The following is a 20,164-nucleotide window of genomic DNA, read 5'->3' as shown; positions in this document are numbered from 1 at the left end:
CCTCTGAACTACATCAGAGGGGGACTTCTGTTTTAAGGGTTTCCTACTCCTTAATTATGGATAATTGGGTCAGCTTTCCCATCTGGGTCACCAATCACAAATCCGTTGGTGGTAGGCTTTCCGCCGGTGAGCAGCATAACACCCGCAGCATGTGGAGTAGCCATAGAGGTTCCGCTGATGGTATTGTAGGCACCACCTTTCCAGGTAGATTTAATGTTTACGCCTGGGGCGCAGTAATCAACCGGTGGGTTACCGTAATTAGAGAAGGAAGCCCATTTATCTCCAGTGCCCATCGCCGAGATGGTGTACACGTTGGTTCCATTGGCCCGGGCCGGAGAATGGTTATTGGCATCATCGGTCTCATTTCCGGCGGCAAGGCAGAAAATCACTCCGCCTTTGGCGGCATTTATCACCGCGTTGTCAAGCGTGGTGGAAACTCCACCGCCCAGGCTCATATTGGCCACGTCGCCGGCTTTACCGTTGGCAGCCACATAATCAATACCGGCCACTACCCCAGAGGTAGAGCCGCTACCACGGGAATTCAGCACTTTCACAGCCACCACGGTGGCGTTATAGGCAACTCCTATTACACCAATTTCGTTGTTTTTTGCCGCTATGGTACCCGCTACGTGAGAACCGTGTCCGTTTCCGTCATCTGGGCTGTTCGCGTCTGTGCCAGAAGTAATGAAAGTACGGCTGCGGTTCACGTCTACATTTAAGTCAGGGTGATCCAGATCAATGCCCGAATCTATGATCCAGGCCGTTTTACCGGTACCGTCTCCATTGCCCACGCGGGCAATGCCATACGGGACTTCCTGGGCTGGCTGGGTGGTGCCGCCTCCGCCGGGTTTGCCCAGGCTAATGATTTTGTCTGGCTCTATATAGGCCACGCGGCCGTCCTTCCGAAGTTTTTCTACCTCAGAATCTGACAGGCTCACCGCAAAACCCTGAATGGCCTTGCCGTACGCATGCCCCAGCGCTTCTGGGTTAAGCCCCCGTTCCCGCAGTATCTGCTGGCCAAAGGAACGCACCTGCTGTAAGCGTTCATTATAAGAAGCACCCGCTGCCATCCGCAGACCGCTTTCCTTTTTCAACACCACTATGTATTGGCCGGCAATGATTTCCCCGACGTTAGATTGGCCTACTACCTCCTCGGGTTGGGCGGCGTCTTCCACCTTTTCGCAACTCTGGAAAACGAAGGAGGAAGCGATGAGCGCGGCTCCAAACAAGAAGGAATTAGGGATTGGTTGAAAGTACTTCTTAATCATACTGTTTGTTAGTTAGGGGATGAAACAAAAAAATACAAATGGCACTAAATGTAATCCAATATATAGGAAACATTTTTAACGCGCAACCCCAAATCTGTGAATCTTTCAATTTATTTCCTCGTATAAACCCATCCTATATAGAATAATCATATATTCACAGAAGCCCAACTAAGTCCCCCACGCAAAGATTTCGGGCGAAATGGTCAGGCGGCGGTGCAATACTTGCGATTTGTACGCCCATCTTCTAGCTTTACCTTCCGCTCACCTCACAGGTTAAGTATGTCTTTTTTCCCTTGTCTCCCTTTTTCAAAGCCCAGGTTGCTTTTAAGTCTGGCCCTTACCGTAGCGCTGGCAAGTTGCCAGGGAGAGAAGTCCCCGGCAAACGTTGAGCAGCAGCCATCGGGTCCACAGCCGCCTACCATTCTCACCCAGCAAACTGCCCCAGACACGCTGGCCGCCTATGCGCAGACCCACCCCAATGACACCCTGGTTTTGCTCAGCACGCCCAAAGGCGATATCAAAATCCGACTCTATAAAGACACGCCCCTGCACCGGGCTAACTTTGTACGGCTGGCAAACTATGGCTTCTTTGACCAGACGGTGTTTTTCAGGGTAGAGAAGGATTTCATGATTCAGGGCGGCCGGTCAGAATCACAGTCGGTTAAGATTGGCACTTACCGCATTCCGGCAGAGATACGGCCCCATTATTTCCACAAGCGCGGGGCAGTGGGCATGGCGCGCTACGGCGATGCCGAAAACCCGGAGCGCATGTCTTCCAACCGCGACTTCTACATTGTGCAGGGCCATCCCCTCCCCGATTATGAGCTTCAGGCCAACATCAAGGAATTTAAGCTGAACCTTACCCCGGCTCAGAAACAAGTGTACCGCACCCAGGGCGGCGCCCCCAACCTGGACCAGACCTTCACCATCTTCGGCGAAGTAATAGAAGGCATGGCCGTGGTAGACAGTATTGCCGCCGTACCGGTAGATGCCCAGAAGTGGCCTTTGCAGGATGTGGGCATGAAGGTGAGGGTGATTAAATAACGGCGCTGGGTTCTGCCGTTATTACCTCTTCTTTTAACCCGGAAACCCTGTTTACTTATAGGAAGAAGTAGGGGCAACCCCTTGTGGTTGCCCATATGCGGTGGCCAACGATTTAGGGCAACCACATTCTACAACCCTTTTCCCACCGTTCGCCGTTGTTGGTGTTGCTAGGGGCCAACGACCAAGACTGGTTTTCGATTAGCTATATAACTTTTACTTCTTGTCTCTCCTTATTTAAGCCGTTACTCTTCATCACCATACTGCTAAGCCTCAAGGCTGGAGTGGCGGCCTGCCCGCGTCTGTTACTTTTCTCCTTCATGAGAAAAGTAACCAAAAGAATCAAGAAGCCCCGAACTCGCTGCCGCTCAGACAGGCGGGGCTTCCTCTTGGTACCACCGGGTAAAAGCCTTCTGCTGCGTAGGGCGCTTACGCTATTGCTGCTTGAATAGCTATTGCTTGCCCCTGCCCATGCTTCGGGCTACGCATGGCGGCCCTCCGCAAGGTCCAGGGCAGAAGAGCTTGTTGCTGATTGATTGGTTGCTAGGCCGGCATCGCCCTAAAGGGCGGATTTGGGGATTGTAGGGACAGGGCTTGACCTGTCCGCTGCAGTTCAGGCTGTAACCCTGTTTTAAAATGATTGCTCGTTCCAAGGCGCGGGCATTTCTGGAAGACTGCGCAAAAATGGCTAGAGACATTGCTTATACTTTAAGAACCAGTATATGGACAAACAGAAAACGCACCCCAGCCTGGGGTGCGTTTTCTGTTTGTTTTTAGAAAAACGTGCTTAAAACGGGTTTACCAGATGTGCACACGTTCAGCGTCTGGGAGGTACATTTTGTTGCCCGGTCCGCAGCCGAAGGCTTTGTAGAACTGCGGCATGTTAGATAGCGGGCCATTAATTCTAAAGGCCGCCGGAGAGTGCGGGTCTGTGAGCACTTGCTGGCGCAGGGCATCATCTGTGGAGTTGTTGCGCCAGATCTGGGCCCAGGCCAGGAAGAAACGCTGCTCTGGGGTAAAGCCGTCATACTTGCCTACATTCTTGTTGGCAATGGCTTTCTGCAGGGCACTGAAGGCAATGTTCAAGCCTCCAATATCGGCTATGTTTTCGCCCATGGTCAGCTTGCCGTTTACAAACACGCTGTCCAGAGGTTGGAAGGCGCTGTACTGACGGTCTACCATGTCGGTGCGCTCCTTGAACTTGGCCTTGTCCTCGGCGGTCCACCAGTCACGCAGGTTCCCGGTTGGGTCATACTGGCTACCCTGGTCGTCAAACCCGTGGGTCAATTCATGGCCAATCACGGCGCCCATACCACCGTAGTTCACGGCATCATCGGCTTTGGGGTCAAAGAACGGTGGCTGCAATATCCCGGCGGGGAACACAATCTCATTCATGGTAGGGCTATAGTAGGCGTTTACCGTGGGCGGCGTCATGCCCCACTCGGTGCGGTCTACGGGCTGGCCCAGCTTGGCTACGTTCTTGTTGTAGTTCCATTGGGCGGCGGCCATCATGTTCTTCACATAGGAGTCGCGGGAAATGGTGAGGCCGGTATAGTCTTTCCACTTGTCTGGGTACCCGATCTTCACGGCGAAGGCGTTCAGTTTGGCCATGGCCTGCTGCTTGGTGGCCTCACTCATCCAGTCCAGGTTTTTCACGTGTTCCTGGAAGGCGGCGCGCAGGTTGTTTACCATCTCCAGCGCTTTGGCTTTGGCTTCCGGGGTAAAGGTTTTCTTCACATATTCCTGGCCCAGGGCCTCGCCTATGGTGCCGTCTGTGGTACCAAGCACCCGTTTCCAGCGCGGCTGCATTTCTTTGGTACCACTCAGGAATTTGCTGTAGAAGTTGAAATTCTCCTGCACAAACGGTTGCGACAGGTATGGGGCGCTGCCGCGCACCAGGTGCCAGCGCAGATAAGTTTTCCAGTCAGACACCGGTACGCTGGCCAACATACGGTTGGCTTCCTTCAGGAACTCAGGCTGGGCTACAATCACCTCTTTGGCGGCCTGGGCTTTCATGGTGCCCAGCAAGGTAGGCCAGTTGAAGTTAGGCGCCAGTTTCTGGAGCTCGGCCACGGTCATTTTATTGTAGGTGGCGTAAGGGTCACGCTGCTGCACGCGGGTCATGGAAGCGTTGGCCAGGCGGGTTTCCATTTCCACTACCTTAGCGGCGTTCTGCCTGGCTTTGGCTTCTGAGTCGCCCATGAGTTGGAACATGCGGGCCACGTGGTTCTGGTACTCGTCTTTCACGCTCTTGGAGCGGGCATCGGATTTCAGGTAATAGTCACGGTCCGGTAACCCCAGGCCGCCCTGCCGGAGGTTGGCAATGTGCTGGGTGCTGTTCTTGCGGTCCTGGCTTACCCCAAACCCGAACAAGGCGCTACTGCCTATCTGCTTCTGGCGGGCCAGGGTTTGCAGCAGGGAGGCGCGGTCTTTGATGGCGTTGATTCGGTCCAGTTCAGGCTTCAGCGGCGAAAGGCCGGCCTTTTCAATGGCCATGGAGTCCATGCCGGCGGCGTAGAAATCACCTACCATTTGGGCGGTAGACCCTTTAGGGGCGTTGGTCTGGGCCATAGCAGCCGTCACCACAGAGCGCAAGGCGGCGTTGTTATTGTCGCGTAATTCATTGAAACTTCCCCAGCGGCTCTCAGCAGCCGGCACCGGGTTGTTTTTCAGCCATCCGCCGTTGGCGAACTGGTTAAAGTCTTCACACGGAGAAACGCTGCGGTTGAGGTTCTGCATGTTCAACCCCACCCCTGCTACCAGCGGCTCAGATTGACTGACTGCCGGCGTGTCTGTGGTAGTGGCCACCTGGGGAGCCGCGGCGGGTTTAGAGCAACCTGCCACCACCACCCCGCTCAAAGCGGAGGCCAGCCAAAGTATTTGGGTTTTCTTCATAGTATGTTTTGGTTTTAAATGAATTACCGGGCCTTCTGTGACAGCGGGCAAAGCAAACAATAAATGAAAATAGGAAAACTCCGCCCAAAATCCAAACACACGTTTGTTTAATCCCCTTCCCTATTCAATTCCCTCTGCTAATGCTTTGGCGCGTTTTGAGGGCGTTTTTAGAAAAACGTGCTTAAAACGGAGATTGGTCTGTTTCGCGCCATTCAAAGAAGGTGGCAAAGGACTTGGGTATCAGCGGTTGCTGGATGTACCGGGCGTACACGCGGGTAAAGCAGGCGCCGTAAAAGAAGATCATGGCCGAGTAGAAGATAAACAACAGCAATACCACAATAGAGCCAGAGGTGGAATACAATGATCCTATCCCACTGTTCACCAGCACCCTGGCTAAGACAATCTTACCTACCAGAAACAGTAGCGCCGTTACGCCCGCGCCCACCCAGATGGCCCGCTGGGGCATGTGGCCAAAAGGCAGGAACCTGAAAATAATGGCAAACCAGGTGGTTTCCACGGCAATGCCCAGCACCCGGTGCATCACCTCCAGGAGCAGATACTTCACGTTCTGGTTGTAAAACACATAATGCTCATTGATAAAAGCCTGCGAGGCATCAATCACCAGAAAGGCCAGAAACAGAATTCCGCTGGAAAAGATGATCACCAACGCCCTGAACCGGTTGCGCACCGCCTGGCGTAAGTGTTGCTTGCCTTTGAGGCCGATACTCCAAAGTTGGTTGATGGAATTCTGGAGGACGGTAAAAAGCGTGGTGGCCACAAAGGTAAGGAACAGGAAAGAAGCGGCCGCCGCCCAGCCGTTGCCCTGCAAATCCAGGAAATTGGTAAGGATAAGTTCAATCTGCCCCGCCGCGTTTTCACCTACCAGGGCCGCCATCTTGTCAAACAACTCGCCGGTGATAAGGGCATCTGAGAACAAGGTACCCAGCAGAGAGATGACCAGAATCAAGATAGGCGGCAGCGCGAACAAAGTAAAAAATGCTGCTGAGGAGGCCAGCCGCAAAGGATCATTCTGCTTGAACAGCACAAAAGCGTCTTGGAACAACCGCAGCACCGGCCGCAGGTAAGAGAGAAAAGGAGAGGGCATAAACGCGAGCATCTGGCCCCCTTACGTAAAAAAACAAGCCTGGGGCTATGCTAATTTACAAATGCCGAACCATCAGCTTTAGCTGTAGGCGCACAATGTCTCCCATAGAAGAGCAGTTCAGGAACTCTGGGTCCTGGTGATGGGCTGCCAGTTCCTTGGCCAGTTGCCGGGTTTTCTCTGGGGTGGAAATAGTGTCTTTGCGCATGCAGTCCACCAGGTCTTTGAGCCGGTGCCGGGCAGCGCCTATGCGCCTGATAAGCAAGGTGCGCTCCTCATTCTGGTACTGCTTCATGGTCTCGGGGTGCAGCCACTGGGTACAGAGGGCCACAATAGCGTTATTGTCTTTGAAATACTGTGGCAGGTACATGGTCTTGCGGCCTTCATAGGCTTCTTGGTCAAAGTCAATGGGTCTGACCCGGTACTGCTCTTCCTCAAAATCTGGGGTGACCACCACCACATAGTTATAAGACCGCATATCCCCCAGCAGCAAGGCAAAGCAACGTTCATTGAACTTGACAAACTCCTTGGCCAGGCGCACTTTATTCAGGTTGGGCCGCCCCAGGTAATCTTTGATAAACTGATCCCCGGGAATGCCGGCAATGTGTTCTTCTATAAGGGAACCGTCATGTACCAGGTAATTGATACGATTAGGCGACAGCACGTGCTCCAGTTCCAGCCCATACAAACGGGAGGCATCTGCCCGCTTGAAGTAGAAATAGTCGTAATTGTCATTGAGCAGGTTCACCACCCGTATTCTGAAGGGGTTGGAGTTCCCGAAGGTGCAGTAATCCACGCGCTGCACAGAAAGTTGCTCCATGAGGCTTTCGTTGCCATTAGATTTAAGCTGCACGTAAATGCGGGTGAGCCCTTCATAGATTTCCCGCATTTGGCTGGGCTCATAGATCACGGTTTGCCACAGCGTATCCTTTCCCTTGCTATCATATAAGGGATAAGCATCTGTGAAATGCAGCAGTTCCTGGTACGTGAGCGGCAAAGACACATCCCGGTAATATTCCCGCAGATACTTCCCCAGGGGTGCTCTCACGGGGTAGAAGTGCTTCTTTTTGGAGATATTGTTAGGGTCTGGGGTGTGGGGCATCTTACAGAAGTTCTTTGGCAGGGTCCCAGAAACGCTTTGCAAAATCCACTACTTTGTCGTCTTTCACTTCAATACCTTCTTTTTCCAGGTGGGCCTGCATGGCATCAAAGGACTCAAAATGCTGCTTGCCCGTGAGCAGGCCGTTACGGTTCACCACGCGGTAGGCCGGAATCCCTTTTTGGGCATGGGAGGCAATGAGCGCCCACCCCACCATGCGGGCAGAACCCTTGGCGCCCAGGTAGGCCGCAATGGCCCCATAAGAGGTAACCCGGCCCACCGGGATAAGCTTCACTACCTCATAGACATCCTGAAAAAAATTGGTCTTTTTATCTGGAGCTTCTGTTTTAGGCATAACTCTTGTGGCAAGGTGTAATTTAATAATTGTAAAACCGACTAATAACTTTTTACCGCAGGTCGCATTAAACCTTAAGGGGTCATTTGGGTCTATATTTATAAACCTAGCCAAAAAACGGGAATAATCTACCCTTGGTTGGCTTCTGTAGTGTCATACCTTCGCCTGGCCCGGGCCAGGAACCAAGTTTTAGCTCCTAATTCTCCCAAGGAATGAAAAATTTAGTATTGCTCTTATTACCCTCTCCCCTGGTTGCTCCTCCAGCATCTTTACCTAATTTTAACGTCTTAGGCTATAGGGCAGCTCTACCGGTGGCCTTGGCAGAAAGCTAACCTTGGGCGGTGTTGCCCGGGGCTCTTTTTAGTTTGCAAAAAGGTGTAGGTTTTATTCCTGAAACCAACGGAACCTACTAGTTTTGCTTATAGACCTTGATTCCTGTACCTACAAAAGTAAGGCAGGCAACAATACAATCTTTCTTCTGTTACATCTTTACCAAACCCATTTCACCAGCAGTGGCGCCTTTGCCGCGTGACGCATCTCATCCTTTATGAAGATAAAATATATTATTTACGCCCTTCTTATCCTTGGCTTTGGAGCTTTAGTGTTTTACCGGATCAGCAGCAATAAAGAAATGGCAGGCGCCGGTGGTCCGGGTGGACCAGGCGGTGGCAAGGGTCCTGGGGGACCAGGCGGGCCGGGTGGCGGAATGCCCATGCGGGTACAGGGCGTAGTAGTTACCCCGCAACGCTTCGCCAACACGCTGTCGGTGACCGGATCTATTGAGGCCAATGAGCAGGTAGAAATCAGATCACAGATTTCTGGTTTAGTGCGGGGCATTTTCTTCCAGGAGGGCAGCAACGTAAGCAAAGGCCAGGTTCTGGTGAAAATTGACGATTCTGAACTCAGAGCCCAGTTAACCCAGGCCCAGACCCGGCAGTCACTGGCGGCTGAGAACGAGCGCCGCGCCCGCCTGCTACTGGAGAAAGAAGCCATTAGCCGCGAGGAATATGACGTGGCCCGTGCCGAACTCAAAACGGCCCAGGCCCAGATTCAACTGGTGCGCGCACAATTAGCCAAAACCTCTATTGTAGCACCCTTCTCCGGCAAGGTAGGCTTACGGACCATCTCTTCCGGCTCCTTCCTGTCTCCTGAAACAGTGGTGACCAACTTGGTGAACACCAACCCCGTGAAAATCAGTTTTGCGGTACCGGAGAAATATGCCGGTCAGGTGAAACTTAACACAGACCTTACCTTTACCGTGGCCGGTTCTTCAGATACCCTTACTGCCCGCGTATATGCACTGGAGCCGGCTATTCAGGCTTCTTCCCGCACGCTCCAGATCAGGGCCCGGGCCGCCAACTCAAACGGTACGCTGTTGCCAGGTTCCTTTGCCAATATCCAATTGCCGCTAACCGTTATTTCAGACGCATTGCTTATTCCTACAGAGGCCGTGGTGCCGGTGCAGAATGGCAAGAAAGTGTTTGTCACGGATAACGGGAAAGCCAAAGAAGTAATGATTGAGACCTCCACCCGGACCGAGAAGGACCTGTTGGTTACCTCTGGCCTTAGCGCCGGTGATACCGTCCTGACTACCGGTATTTTGTCTTTGAAAGCAGGAAGCCCGGTAAAAGTGGCTTTGGGGAAGAAATAAAAAGCAGAAAAACATGAGTTTATCCACCACCAGTATTAAACGCCCGGTCTTCACGATTGTGCTCAACCTGCTCCTGATGCTATTTGGGGTGATTGGGTACACGTTCCTGGGCGTGAGGGAATATCCCTCCATTGACCCCGCCATCGTGTCGGTGCGGACCAGCTACTCTGGCGCCAACTCAGACATTATTGAGTCACAGATCACGGAGCCCTTGGAGAAAGCCATTAACTCTATTGACGGAGTCCGGAACATCTCCTCTACCTCTAACCAGGGGTCCAGCAACATCAACATTGAGTTCAACCTGGAGAAAAACCTGGAAGAGGCCGCCAATGACGTACGGGATAAAGTATCACAAGCCGTGAGAAGCCTTCCCGAGGACATTGACGCCCCACCGGTAGTTTCCAAAGCCGACGCCGACTCTGAGCCCATCATTACCATGACGGTGCGCAGTGCCAGCCGCGACGCCCTCCAAATCTCTGACTACGCCGAGAACGTGATCTCCCAGCGGTTGCAGACCATACCTGGGGTAAGTAGCATCCAGATCTGGGGTCAGAAACGCTATGCTATGCGCCTATGGCTGGACCCTATGAAGCTGGCCTCACATGGCCTTACCGTTGGTGACGTGCGCAATGCCCTTAACCGCCAGAACGTGGAATTACCTACCGGAAAAGTAAGCGGCAGCAATACAGAATTGACCGTTAAAACCCTGGGCAACCTGTCTAGCCAGGAGCAATTCAACAATTTGATTATTTCTTCTGAAGGGGAAACCATCACACGTTTCAGTGACGTGGGCCGGGCGGAGCTGGGCGCTGAAAACCTGGAAACCAAAATGACGGAATCTGGCACTCCCATGGTAGGCATGGCCATTATTCCGCAGCCGGGCACCAACTACCTGGAGATTGCCGGTAACTTCTATGACCAGTTTGAAAAACTAAAAACAGAGGTTCCCAAAGACATTCAGCTGGACATTGTGATGGACAACACCGTGTTCATCAAGAAATCAGTGATTGAGGTAGCCGAGACTATTTTGATCGCCTTGATTCTGGTAATCCTCATCATTTACCTGTTCTTTAGGGACTGGGGCATTGCATTCCGGCCTTTGATAGACATTCCGGTTTCCTTGATTGCCACCTTCTTCATCATGTACCTGGCCGGGTTCTCTATTAATGTGCTTACCCTGCTGGCTATTGTACTGGCGACTGGTCTGGTGGTGGATGACGGGATTGTGGTAACGGAAAACATCTACAAAAAAGTAGAGGAAGGCATGTCGCCTATTGAGGCTGCCATTAAGGGCTCCAATGAGATCTTCATGGCCGTTATCTCCATCTCCATTACGCTGGCTGCCGTGTTCTTACCAGTTATCTTCCTGGAAGGATTCGTAGGTAGGCTCTTCCGGGAGTTTGGGGTAGTGATTGGTGCGGCGGTATTGATCTCGGCCTTCGTGTCTCTGACCTTAACGCCTATGCTGAACGCCTACCTGATGAAGGGCGGCGAGCAGAAGAAATCAAGGTTCTATAACTGGACCGAGCCTATGTTCCAGAAAATGAACAGCAGCTACGCCGAGGCCCTGGCCGCTTTCATGAAGCGCAAATGGCTCAGTTTCCCTATTATCCTGGTTTGTCTTGGTTTAACGGTGTTGTTCTACATGACCCTGCAGAAAGAGACGGCCCCTTATGATGACCGAAGCATGCTGCGTGTGTCTGCCACCGGACCAGAGGGCGCCTCTTATGAGTACATGGACCGGTTTATGCTCGAACTCACCCAACTGGTGGAAGACTCTATTCCTGAGAAACAGGTGAACCTGGTCATTACCTCCCCTGGCTTTGGCGGGTCCAGCTCAGTGAACAGCGGTATGATGCGTCTAGCCCTTAAGCAGCCTGAAGACCGGGAACGCTCCCAGAAAGAAGTGGCCGACCATCTGACCAAACTGACCAAACGCTTCCCAGAAGCCAGAACCAACGTGAGCCAGCAGCCTACCATCTCGGTGAACCGCCGCGGGGGGCAGCCAATCCAGTACATTATTCAGGCGCCTAACTTTGAGAAGTTGCAGGAGAAAATACCGGTGTTCCTGGAAGCGGTGAACCAAAACCCCATCTTCACCAATGCCGATGTTAACCTGAAATTCAACAAGCCAGAGATAAACATCACCATTGATCGCGAAAAAGCGCAAAGCTTGGGCGTGTCTGTAATTGACGTGGCTCAAACCTTGCAGCTGTCTTTGAGTGGGCAACGCTTTGGGTATTTCCTGATGAATGGCCGCCAGTACCAGGTCATGGGCCAGTTTGACCGCCCAGACCGGAATGACCCCACCGACTTAACCTCTTTGTTTGTTCGCAGCTCTACCGGCCAACTGGTGCAGCTAGACAACCTGGTGACCATGAAAGAACGCAGCAGCCCGCCGCAATTGTACCACAACAACCGGTACCTTTCGGCCACCATCTCGGCTGGTCTGGCCCCGGGCAAAAGTATTGGCGACGGCATTGACGCCATGAACGAGATCAGAGACAAGGTGCTGGACAAAACCTTCACCACCGACCTGGCCGGTGAATCCCGTGACTTTGTAGAAAGTGGGTCCAATACCATGTTCGCCTTCGGGTTGGCTTTGCTCCTAATTTACCTGATTCTGGCGGCCCAGTTCGAAAGTTTCATTGACCCATTCATCATCATCCTTACGGTACCTATGGCGGTAGCCGGCGCGATGTTGTCGCTGTGGCTATTTGGCCAGACCTGGAACATCTTCAGCCAGATTGGGACCATCATGCTCATAGGCTTGGTAACTAAGAACGGGATCCTGATTGTGGAATTCGCCAACCAGTTGCGCGAGGACGGGAAGTCTAAGATGGACGCCATTCTGGAAGCCTCTGAAGCCCGTTTGCGCCCTATCCTTATGACCAGTTTGGCCATTGCGTTGGGTGCCTTGCCTATTGCCCTGGCCCTGGGTGCGGCGGCCCAAAGCCGTATTGGTATGGGGGTGGTGATTGTAGGCGGCACCATCTTCTCCCTGGTTTTAACCCTGTTCGTGATCCCAGCCGTGTATTCCATGTGGTCCAGGGAGCGCAAACACCATCCAGAGTTTGATCATATTGAAGAATATGAGAAATCGGTGGCCCATTAATTATTCATGATTTTATCTCCCTTATGATACCATATAAAAACTGGTTTCTGCCTGCCTTCCTTCTGGCGCTGTTCTTAGGAACGGCGCCGGCAAAGGCGCAGGAGCTATTAACGTTAGAGGAAGCCGTCAAAATTACCCTGGAGCGCAACTTTGACATTAAGCTTTTTGCCAATGATGTACAGATAGCCGAGAACAACGTGAGCCGCGGCAACGCCGGCATGCTGCCTCGTATTACTGCCAACCTTACCAATTCAAATTCCCTCCAGAACAGCTCCCAAACGCTATCTAGCGGGGAACCACGGGAAGTAAGGTGGGGCCAAGGCTCCAACCTGAACTACGGCGTGGGATTAAACTGGACCGTTTTCAACGGCTTTGCCATGTTTGCCCGCTACGAGCAGTTGCAGGAACTGCAGAAACTCGGTGAAGCTAACCTACAGCAAACGGTGCTTACCCGCGTGGGCGACGTGATCAGTACCTACTATGACCTGGTGCAGCAGCAACTGCAGTTACGGGCCTATGACACGGCCGTGGCGCTGTCGCGTTTCAGGGTTCAGACCGCCCAGACGCGCTTTGAGATCGGCAAGGCTGCCCGCCTGGAGGTGCTAAACGCTCAAGTGGACTTTAACACCGACACTACCAACCTGCTGCGCCAAAAAGACCTGTACCGCAACACCCAGATCCGGCTCAATGAAATCATGGCCCGCGAGGCGGCCACGCGGTTCAGGGTGGTAGACGGCATCACCATCAATGAACAGTTAGCCCTGGCGCAGCTTTCCTCCCTGGTGGAACAGCAGAACCCAGCCTTGAAAGTGGCCGTCCTGAACCGGCGCATTGCCGAGTTAGAGGCGAAACAAGTACGTGCCTCTCGCTATCCGGTCATTGACGTAAACACAGGGTATAACTTCAGCCGAAACCGTGCGGCCATTGGGTTCTCTACGCTCTCTACCGGCAACGGACTCACCTACGGCGTCACGGCCTCCCTGCCTATTTTCAACGGTTTTAACCAGCGCCGCAACGAACAGAACGCCAACATCCAGATCAACAGCGCCGAACTGCAGTTTGAGCAAGTAAATCAAAACTTGCAAGCCCAACTGGCCTCTGCCTTCCAGACCTACCAAACCAACCTGACGCTGGTACGCCTGGAGGAAAACAACCAGCGCATTGCCCGCCAAAACCTGGACATCACCATGGAAAAATACCGCTTAGGTAGCATCACCACTATGGAAGTGCGCGATGCCCAACTTAACTTTGTGAACTCTACCGTTCGCTATAGCAACGCCCTGTACCAGGCCAAAATCGCCGAGGTCTCCCTACGCGAAATTGCCGGTAACCTGGATTTGTAGTATCAATTGTTTTACGCAAAAAAGCGTTTCGGGCCTGTTTTTCAAAAAACAGGCCCGAAACGCTTTTTTGTTTTCCCTACTTTTCTTTAACCCTCCTGGAAAGAGCCTCCCCTCTTTTGTTCTTCTTGCCTCTTCTTTTCTTCATCCTCAATTCTTGCCCTTTCCCTTTTTATCCCTTCCCTTCTTATCCCTTCCCCTTTCTTGACCTCCCATCACCCTTTTGTCATCCTGAAAGGATCTTGTGGGCGAACTAGAAAAGCTTTCCTTCTTTGCCATTACCTACTTATCACCACTACCTGTTTTGGGCCTGTTTTTCAGAAAACAGGCCCAAAACAGAAAAGCTCTACCGCAAGTTTAGCGGTAGCGTAACTTGTGGTTCCTAGGTGGGGAGTTTCCAACTCCCCTTCTTCTGCTGGAAAGAATGGCTATTAAATGGAGGAAAGGTTGAAGCTAAGGAAGTTTATAAACTTACTCAAAGGCAAGCCACAAGTTACGCTCGCGCTAAACTTGCGGCAGAGAAATGGAAACCCGTTTTAAGCCTGTTTTTTAAAAAACAGGCTTAAAACGGGTTTCTAATTTTCACCTGCCTACTTCGCCTTTTGCGCCGCAGCCGCTTTCATCTGCTCCCGCAGTTGCTTCACTCTGTCCTCAAAGACGGTAGGCACTTCTCCTTTCACGGCTACTTCATTGAACAGCTCCATTAATTCTGGTTCATGCTGGGCGCGCTCGTTTTTACGCACGTCTATGTACACAAACTTGGTCCAGAGCACGGCCTTGAGTTTTTCCTTTTTCTCGTCTAGCATGATGTGTTCTACCAGCATGCTGGTGTCGGTGATCTGGATGATGGCCGTCTGGATGGTGACTAACTCACGAACCGTAGCGGGGCTTAGGTACACAATCTGATTTTGGCCCACTACCCAGGCCCGGCCGGTCTTCCGGAAAAAGGCGTGAATATCCATGCCATAGGCGGCTTCTACTTGGTCTTCGCGCTCGTTCTGGAAATAGTTAAGGAAGGCACTGTTGTTCAAATGCCCGAAGGGATCGCAGTGGTCAAACCGGATGCGGGTCTGGCTTTCCAGGAAGGAAGGCCTGGGGGAAGTGGTCTGGTGTTTCATAGCCTCAAAAGTTGCCAAAGGATTTGGGTAATGCAACGGCAAACCCGGGTTTCTGGATATACCTGCTATCCAATTAATGCTTTTCTGACCGCCTTGAACGAAAACAGCAGCCTTCTTCCCTGGAGAAAAAGCCTGCTGCTGTTTCTTATGGATGCACTAAAACTGATGCAAACGATTAGAATGAATTGCTCAACTAAGCGGATTCAGGATTTTCACCTGGTCCTCGGGCACGTTGGTGATAAAGAACTTCCCGGATTTTATACTGTCTACCAGGTCCTGGATATTTTTCTTATTGAACACGCCCAGCAAATGGTCCCGGTAGGCTTTAATGTCATTGTGCAGCGGGCAAGGATGTTTGTCTGAGCATTTCTTCATGCCCATGCCGCATTTCTTGAAAGCCTCCAGCCCGTCAATGGTATTCACCACTTCAAGAATGGTGATCTCAGCGGCAGGTCGGTGCAGGTAAAAACCGCCGTGTGGGCCTTTCATAGAGGCAATGACGCCCTTGCGCACCAGGTCCTGCAGGATCTTGCCCATAAAGGGGCTGGGCAATTCCAGTTCCTGTGAAAGTTCCTTGATGCCTACCTTTTTGCCGCCCCCATTATTGATGGCTATATATACGATCGCCCGTAGGGCGTATTCAGTTGTCTTAGATAACATACGCTTGTAACTTCTTCTCCCCTCTGCTCCGTGGCACGAAGGTAACCTTCTTTCATAGCTGTTCCAATCCTTCGGCACTTATCCGTTCCGGGGTCCAGGCCGGGGTCCAGACTAACTCTACGGAAACCTCGCGGTGCGGAAACTTCCGGAGTAGAATCTGCTCTGTGGCTGTGGTAATGGTATTGCTCATGGGGCAACCGGGCGTGGTCAGGGTCATTTCCACGTGAATCTCCTGGTCTGTGATCTTCACGTTATAAACCAGGCCCAGGTCCACAATGTTCACCCCAATCTCGGGGTCAATAATGTACTTCAAGACGTCATAGACTTCTTGGGTACGGTCAGGCGCGGGAGTTTCCATAAGCGAACGGGGTTAAGTGTTGGGCTTTATGAACCAGTAGTTGAAACACATTGATGGTATAGAGAATGGCGGCCAGGCAAAAAGAAATGCTTCCGGCCAGAATCACGGCCTGCTCCCGCCACAGCACCCCTGCCAGCAGCAGCAGAAACCCTATGAGGTAACTGATGTTCTGCCAACGCAGCAAATGGGTATTGAACAGGTCTTTAGGCAAAGGGGTTTTGTAACGCCCCACGTGGTCTTCATACACATGCATCCAGACAATGAAAGGCAGCGTCTTAAAGGTCTGCCCCAGAATGAGCGCTGATATGAACCCCAGGAAGATGGACAGGCCATACACCAAATACAGGGAAGACAGCACCCGCTGCGGAAGACCCAAGTTGGCGCTTACCAGAAAGACCAGGCCAATGGGCAGCACCAACAGAGCCAGGGCCACAAACGTCTGTTTCATGCCCAGGTCCAGGTCTTTGCGGTGCCCCAGCACCTTGGCGTCATGCAAAAACAACACAAACAGCACCAACCCACCTACCACAAGCGCGGCATACAATGGGGTGAGCGGCGACCGGAAGAACAGGTGGTCAAAAATGAAAAGCACCAGCCCGCCGTTGATCAGGTTATAAGACCAATTGAGCTTGCGGGTATCCTCGGGGTGGGCCAACAGGAACATAGGAATCAGCTTGCTGCCTACGCCAATGATCAACAGGAGAAACCAACCGGCCATGCCCATGTGGGCGTGCAACTGCAGGTAACGCAGGTGGTCTTGCGGCAGAAACGGATTGGTGAAGTTAATGGCCATTAATAGCCCTACAAACCCGGTCAGCAGCAGCCAGATAGCCGAGGTAACAATAAAATCAGCTTCAATGGTCCACTTGGGCGCTTTTCTGGCCGTCTGGATTACGTTGATGTTAAACAAGACAAAGGACGCCACCAGACAGCAGGCGGCCAGATGGATGACCAGGCCCAGGGAGAAGTTCCAGAAGGAGTACGCCAGCAGCACCGTTCCTGTGCCCAGCAACCCGAAGGTATAAAACGCCAGTTTCTCACTGTACAGTTTGCAATCCAGCACCACCGGCAGCAATTGGTACAATGCCCCAAAAATGACCATAGTCGCCCAGCCCAATACCGCCACGTGGGTAAGGGTAAGCAACTTAGGGTGAAAGTAATGGCCGCCAAACGCGTCTGTAGAAAACAGCAGCAGCACGCTCAGTACCAGAAAAGCCCCGGCGGCAAACGCGTAATGCGGCAGCACTACCCATTTACTGGGCGAATTGGAAATGCTTGCGGTGGCCATGGTTACGTTTCTTTATATATCAATAAATGCACTTCGGTGGGACTCACTTCCTTTACGACTATTTCAAACTGCCGCTCCTGCAACTTAGGCAGCAAAAACCGCGGAATCCGATGGTGGGTAACTTGCAGGGCCTGGCCGGGCGCCAGCTGTTCCATGGCATCCAGAATGGAGACCATGGGCTGGGGCATCTCCAGGTGCCGGACATCCAGGTGCGTGAGGTGCCCCTGGTATTGAAGGAGCAACTGCTCGTACTGAGTGCTATTGGGCGCAGCAGCGGAAACAGCTTCAGGAGTCCTGGCCTGGTTCCCTTCCTTCCAGAAGTAGCAGTAGACCAAGTCTTCGGCTTTTCCCTGGGTGAAGCTTGCATAACCTCTTTTCTTCAGGATCTGGATGAGGGGCGTAGGCTCAAAGGTGTTAATGATGACCAGCGCGTTGCGGTCGGTTATTTGGTCCACGCCTTTCATGATCACCAGAAAAGGGTCATTGCCCGTGGCGATGTCTTCCCGCACGTCTAGGTGGAGAAAGGCGTTTTGAGGCAGTTTTTCCAAAAACAGGGGTAAACCAGCTTGGGCCAGGGCGGGTTTCACGGGCGCCCCGGCCCCTTGCTGTTTCACCGTAAAGCCTAACGGCGCCAGTTTCTCAAAGAAGGTCTCTACCTCACATCCCCCAATGCGGGCCGCATCGGCTATGGTTACCCGGCTGGCCAGAATTTTCCGGAGCACCGGGTTGCGCAGCTTCTCAAAATGCCGGTTAATGCTGGCAATGGCGTCAATAGCGGCTGGATTGGCTTTTATGAGCGTTGAAATCTTGGTGGCGGCAGCTATTTCCATAGGTAGTATGTGTAACAGAGATGGCTTGGCAAGCGGTAGGTTTAGGCCCTTTAAGGCATGAAAGCATTTCCTTGGAAGAAACCTCCGGGCACCTAGATTATTTCCTTGGGCTATCCCCTTCCCTACTGTGGCTCCTATTATTCTTCCCAGAAAGCGGGCATGAAATCATCAGTGACAGGCTGACCTTTATGGTGTAGGGCCATCAGTTGGCCGGCCAGTTCCAGTTCATCTGCGTCTGCAATGACCTGCAGGTACGGGAATAGTTCGCGCTCCTCCCACCTGATGTGGACATTAAGCCCTTGCTCCAGCGTCTGGAATTGTTCTGCCGTTAAGCTTTTGTTTTCCCCAATAAGGTCAATCATCCACTCCAGCAGGCGGTGTTCTTCAAACAACCGCTCCCGCAGGGCATCTGTAGAAGGCAAAAAGCGTTTGATGAGCCACTCCTCTTCCTGGCAATGGGGTTGCAGAATGTTCTTCCAGAAGAAGGTCACATAGGCCTGCAAGATCTGTAAGTCGGCCTTGTTCTTAAGGCCGGCCTTCAGTTTCCAGCAGAAGAGCAGCCCAAAATGGTGCTCGCGGGAAAGGGGTACTAAACTTTTGTCTCTTTTCTGGGGTTTGATTGCCTTTTCCATGGCGTAGGGTGGGTGTGGCCCGTGGGGTAAAGTGGGGCAGGCCTTACCGGCCTGCCCGCTGATGTTACTTCAAAATCTCTTTCTCTAATTCCAGCGCTTTGGGGAACAGGATGTTGTTCTCCAGGTGGATGTGGCGGTGCAAATCTTCTTCAAACTCCTGCAGCTTGGCAAAGGCCACCTGGTAGGTTGCGCAGGCATCATCTGGCAGCGTGAAGTTGTTGGTTTTTTCTCTGATGGCTTCCAGCTCGCCGCCGGCGGCCTCATGCTCCATCTCCATCATGTTGATAGGGCTCTGGATGCTGCCAAAAGCGGGTTTGTCCAGTTTCTCGCCTTTCTGCTTGGCTTCATTCAACTGCTTGATGAATGGGAACAGCACGCGCTCCTCTTTGGGCATGTGGGCCTCCAGCTCATTGGCCACGTTGGTGAAATGCTTGGCCACCTCCAGCAGTTCCGGGTGACGGCTACCGTGTACGCGGGCAATCTTGGTGGTATATTCGTACAGCGCTGGAATGGCTTCCCGCACGTATTTGTGGTGGATGTTCACAATATAGTCGGCTAAGAAGGAAAGGTCCCAGCTCTGGAAATCGGTTTCGGCCACGGCCGAGGTATCTGGAAGGGCCTCCAGCTCGCGTTCTACCACGTCTGGGTCAATGCCTTTCTCCTCGCATACCTGGGCCACGGATTTTTTGCCGCCGCAGCAGAAGTCAATACCGTATTTCTTGAACACCTGGGCTTTCCTGAAGTCCTTGGCCACTAACTCGCCAATGCTTTCTTCCTCGGTAGGAGTCAGCTTAGAGATCTTCACCTCCCACACTTCGGGGCCCTGCTCCAGGTACTCCCATTTAAAGATATTACCACGCTCGCCCAGCAACTGATAGTACAGCGGTTTGGGGTCATGGTCATTGTGTATGATAAAGGCCTCACCGCCGCGTAGGTCATCAAACCACTCAAAAATGGTGGGGTGTTTCATGCGTGGTTCCAGGGTGGTTACATCTAAGGTTTCAATGGTTGCTGTAGTTGACATAGTGGTATGTTTTTTTGTTTTTATTCAATCACCGGGGTAAAGGTAAATGGGAGAAATTGAAAATAAAAGATAAAAAGGTATTTTATTATTTTACTTTACGATTACCTTTACAACGGGTTATAAAGCAGGAAACAAAAACCTGGGCTACATCCCCAACACAGGCTTTCATTGCTGATAATCAATCATATACAAATCTAAGGCGAATCACCTGCCTGGCAAATGATGGAAAATGCCTTTAGAAATGACTTTTGTCATGACAGCCCGCAATGCCTCTCTTTAGCTTAGCAGCAGTTATGGCCTCCACCCTGCTTGATCCTTTAAAGGTTGGGCAGGCACACTTACCTTTTTGCAAGAACCTGTTTTGAGCCTGTTTTTGCCAAAACAGGCT

At 52.2% G+C, this 20,164-nt stretch carries 16 protein-coding genes; 4 read left to right on the top strand and 12 right to left on the bottom strand.

Annotated features, from left to right (window positions below; genetic code table 11):
• Window positions 1–50: 50 nt before the first annotated feature.
• On the bottom strand, window positions 51–1,268 hold the full coding sequence (locus ACYVJQ_RS18180) for a S8 family peptidase (RefSeq protein WP_460894538.1): 1,218 nt from the start codon (window positions 1,266–1,268) through the stop codon (window positions 51–53).
• Window positions 1,269–1,586: 318 nt separating this feature from the next.
• Between ACYVJQ_RS18180 and ACYVJQ_RS18175 the strand changes: the two genes are divergently transcribed.
• Window positions 1,587–2,312, top strand: a complete 726-nt coding sequence (locus ACYVJQ_RS18175; protein ID WP_460894537.1) for a peptidylprolyl isomerase — start codon at window positions 1,587–1,589, stop codon at window positions 2,310–2,312.
• A gap of 795 nt (window positions 2,313–3,107) precedes the next feature.
• Here the strand turns inward: ACYVJQ_RS18175 and ACYVJQ_RS18170 are convergent.
• The 4 genes from ACYVJQ_RS18170 to ACYVJQ_RS18155 all read right to left on the bottom strand — a co-directional run bounded on the left by ACYVJQ_RS18170 (window position 3,108) and on the right by ACYVJQ_RS18155 (window position 7,760).
• The gene (locus ACYVJQ_RS18170) at window positions 3,108–5,204 is read right to left on the bottom strand and encodes a M13 family metallopeptidase (RefSeq protein ID WP_460894536.1); all 2,097 of its coding nucleotides are present in this window, start codon (window positions 5,202–5,204) and stop codon (window positions 3,108–3,110) included.
• A gap of 181 nt (window positions 5,205–5,385) precedes the next feature.
• Window positions 5,386–6,309, bottom strand: coding sequence for a YihY/virulence factor BrkB family protein (locus ACYVJQ_RS18165; protein WP_460894535.1), 924 nt, complete (start codon window positions 6,307–6,309; stop codon window positions 5,386–5,388).
• Between the two features lie 55 nt (window positions 6,310–6,364).
• The gene (locus tag ACYVJQ_RS18160) at window positions 6,365–7,408 is read right to left on the bottom strand and encodes a hypothetical protein (protein WP_460894534.1); all 1,044 of its coding nucleotides are present in this window, start codon (window positions 7,406–7,408) and stop codon (window positions 6,365–6,367) included.
• A gap of 1 nt (window position 7,409) precedes the next feature.
• On the bottom strand, window positions 7,410–7,760 hold the full coding sequence (locus ACYVJQ_RS18155) for an MGMT family protein (protein WP_460894533.1): 351 nt from the start codon (window positions 7,758–7,760) through the stop codon (window positions 7,410–7,412).
• A 547-nt stretch (window positions 7,761–8,307) separates the two neighbouring features.
• Between ACYVJQ_RS18155 and ACYVJQ_RS18150 the strand changes: the two genes are divergently transcribed.
• Genes ACYVJQ_RS18150 through ACYVJQ_RS18140 form a run of 3 tightly spaced genes read left to right on the top strand, consistent with a single transcriptional unit; the run spans window position 8,308 to window position 13,869 of the window.
• Window positions 8,308–9,411, top strand: coding sequence for an efflux RND transporter periplasmic adaptor subunit (locus ACYVJQ_RS18150; RefSeq protein WP_460894532.1), 1,104 nt, complete (start codon window positions 8,308–8,310; stop codon window positions 9,409–9,411).
• A 13-nt stretch (window positions 9,412–9,424) separates the two neighbouring features.
• Window positions 9,425–12,526, top strand: coding sequence for an efflux RND transporter permease subunit (locus ACYVJQ_RS18145; protein ID WP_460894531.1), 3,102 nt, complete (start codon window positions 9,425–9,427; stop codon window positions 12,524–12,526).
• 23 nt (window positions 12,527–12,549) lie between these two features.
• Window positions 12,550–13,869, top strand: coding sequence for a TolC family protein (locus ACYVJQ_RS18140; RefSeq protein ID WP_460894530.1), 1,320 nt, complete (start codon window positions 12,550–12,552; stop codon window positions 13,867–13,869).
• A gap of 587 nt (window positions 13,870–14,456) precedes the next feature.
• Here ACYVJQ_RS18140 and ACYVJQ_RS18135 read toward each other — a convergent pair.
• The 7 genes from ACYVJQ_RS18135 to ric form a co-directional block, all read right to left on the bottom strand.
• Window positions 14,457–14,984, bottom strand: a complete 528-nt coding sequence (locus tag ACYVJQ_RS18135) for an acyl-CoA thioesterase (RefSeq protein WP_460894529.1) — start codon at window positions 14,982–14,984, stop codon at window positions 14,457–14,459.
• Between the two features lie 189 nt (window positions 14,985–15,173).
• Complete coding sequence (locus tag ACYVJQ_RS18130; protein ID WP_460894528.1) at window positions 15,174–15,644, bottom strand: RrF2 family transcriptional regulator; 471 nt, start codon at window positions 15,642–15,644, stop codon at window positions 15,174–15,176.
• A gap of 52 nt (window positions 15,645–15,696) precedes the next feature.
• Window positions 15,697–16,002, bottom strand: a complete 306-nt coding sequence (locus tag ACYVJQ_RS18125; protein ID WP_460894527.1) for a metal-sulfur cluster assembly factor — start codon at window positions 16,000–16,002, stop codon at window positions 15,697–15,699.
• Complete coding sequence (locus ACYVJQ_RS18120) at window positions 15,983–17,290, bottom strand: cytochrome C oxidase subunit I (protein ID WP_460894526.1); 1,308 nt, start codon at window positions 17,288–17,290, stop codon at window positions 15,983–15,985. The genes ACYVJQ_RS18125 and ACYVJQ_RS18120 overlap by 20 nt, the downstream gene beginning before the upstream one ends.
• A 2-nt stretch (window positions 17,291–17,292) precedes the next feature.
• Window positions 17,293–18,120, bottom strand: a complete 828-nt coding sequence (locus ACYVJQ_RS18115) for a DUF2249 domain-containing protein (RefSeq protein WP_460894525.1) — start codon at window positions 18,118–18,120, stop codon at window positions 17,293–17,295.
• 137 nt (window positions 18,121–18,257) lie between these two features.
• On the bottom strand, window positions 18,258–18,752 hold the full coding sequence (locus ACYVJQ_RS18110; RefSeq protein ID WP_460894524.1) for a hemerythrin domain-containing protein: 495 nt from the start codon (window positions 18,750–18,752) through the stop codon (window positions 18,258–18,260).
• A 64-nt stretch (window positions 18,753–18,816) separates the two neighbouring features.
• A complete protein-coding gene (ric, locus tag ACYVJQ_RS18105) occupies window positions 18,817–19,776 on the bottom strand; it encodes an iron-sulfur cluster repair di-iron protein (RefSeq protein WP_460894523.1) in 960 nt (319 codons plus the stop codon).
• Between the last annotated feature and the right edge of the window lie 388 nt (window positions 19,777–20,164).

The sequence above is a fragment of the Rufibacter soli genome, assembly GCF_054781795.1.
This window is presented reverse-complemented; position numbering and strand designations above follow the sequence as displayed.

Excerpts from the sequence above, each read along its gene's own strand:
- ACYVJQ_RS18110 (WP_460894524.1), bottom strand. The coding sequence starts at position 18,752 with ATGGAAAAGGCAATCAAACCCCAGAAAAGAGACAAAAGTTTAGTACCC.
- ACYVJQ_RS18150 (WP_460894532.1), top strand. The coding sequence starts at position 8,308 with ATGAAGATAAAATATATTATTTACGCCCTTCTTATCCTTGGCTTTGGA.
- ACYVJQ_RS18155 (WP_460894533.1), bottom strand. The coding sequence starts at position 7,760 with ATGCCTAAAACAGAAGCTCCAGATAAAAAGACCAATTTTTTTCAGGAT.
- ACYVJQ_RS18135 (WP_460894529.1), bottom strand. The coding sequence starts at position 14,984 with ATGAAACACCAGACCACTTCCCCCAGGCCTTCCTTCCTGGAAAGCCAG.
- ACYVJQ_RS18165 (WP_460894535.1), bottom strand. The coding sequence starts at position 6,309 with ATGCCCTCTCCTTTTCTCTCTTACCTGCGGCCGGTGCTGCGGTTGTTC.
- ACYVJQ_RS18170 (WP_460894536.1), bottom strand. The coding sequence starts at position 5,204 with ATGAAGAAAACCCAAATACTTTGGCTGGCCTCCGCTTTGAGCGGGGTG.
- ACYVJQ_RS18120 (WP_460894526.1), bottom strand. The coding sequence starts at position 17,290 with ATGGCCACCGCAAGCATTTCCAATTCGCCCAGTAAATGGGTAGTGCTG.
- ACYVJQ_RS18125 (WP_460894527.1), bottom strand. The coding sequence starts at position 16,002 with ATGGAAACTCCCGCGCCTGACCGTACCCAAGAAGTCTATGACGTCTTG.
- ACYVJQ_RS18115 (WP_460894525.1), bottom strand. The coding sequence starts at position 18,120 with ATGGAAATAGCTGCCGCCACCAAGATTTCAACGCTCATAAAAGCCAAT.
- ACYVJQ_RS18145 (WP_460894531.1), top strand. The coding sequence starts at position 9,425 with ATGAGTTTATCCACCACCAGTATTAAACGCCCGGTCTTCACGATTGTG.
- ACYVJQ_RS18180 (WP_460894538.1), bottom strand. The coding sequence starts at position 1,268 with ATGATTAAGAAGTACTTTCAACCAATCCCTAATTCCTTCTTGTTTGGA.
- ACYVJQ_RS18160 (WP_460894534.1), bottom strand. The coding sequence starts at position 7,408 with ATGCCCCACACCCCAGACCCTAACAATATCTCCAAAAAGAAGCACTTC.
- ACYVJQ_RS18130 (WP_460894528.1), bottom strand. The coding sequence starts at position 15,644 with ATGTTATCTAAGACAACTGAATACGCCCTACGGGCGATCGTATATATA.
- ACYVJQ_RS18140 (WP_460894530.1), top strand. The coding sequence starts at position 12,550 with ATGATACCATATAAAAACTGGTTTCTGCCTGCCTTCCTTCTGGCGCTG.
- ric (WP_460894523.1), bottom strand. The coding sequence starts at position 19,776 with ATGTCAACTACAGCAACCATTGAAACCTTAGATGTAACCACCCTGGAA.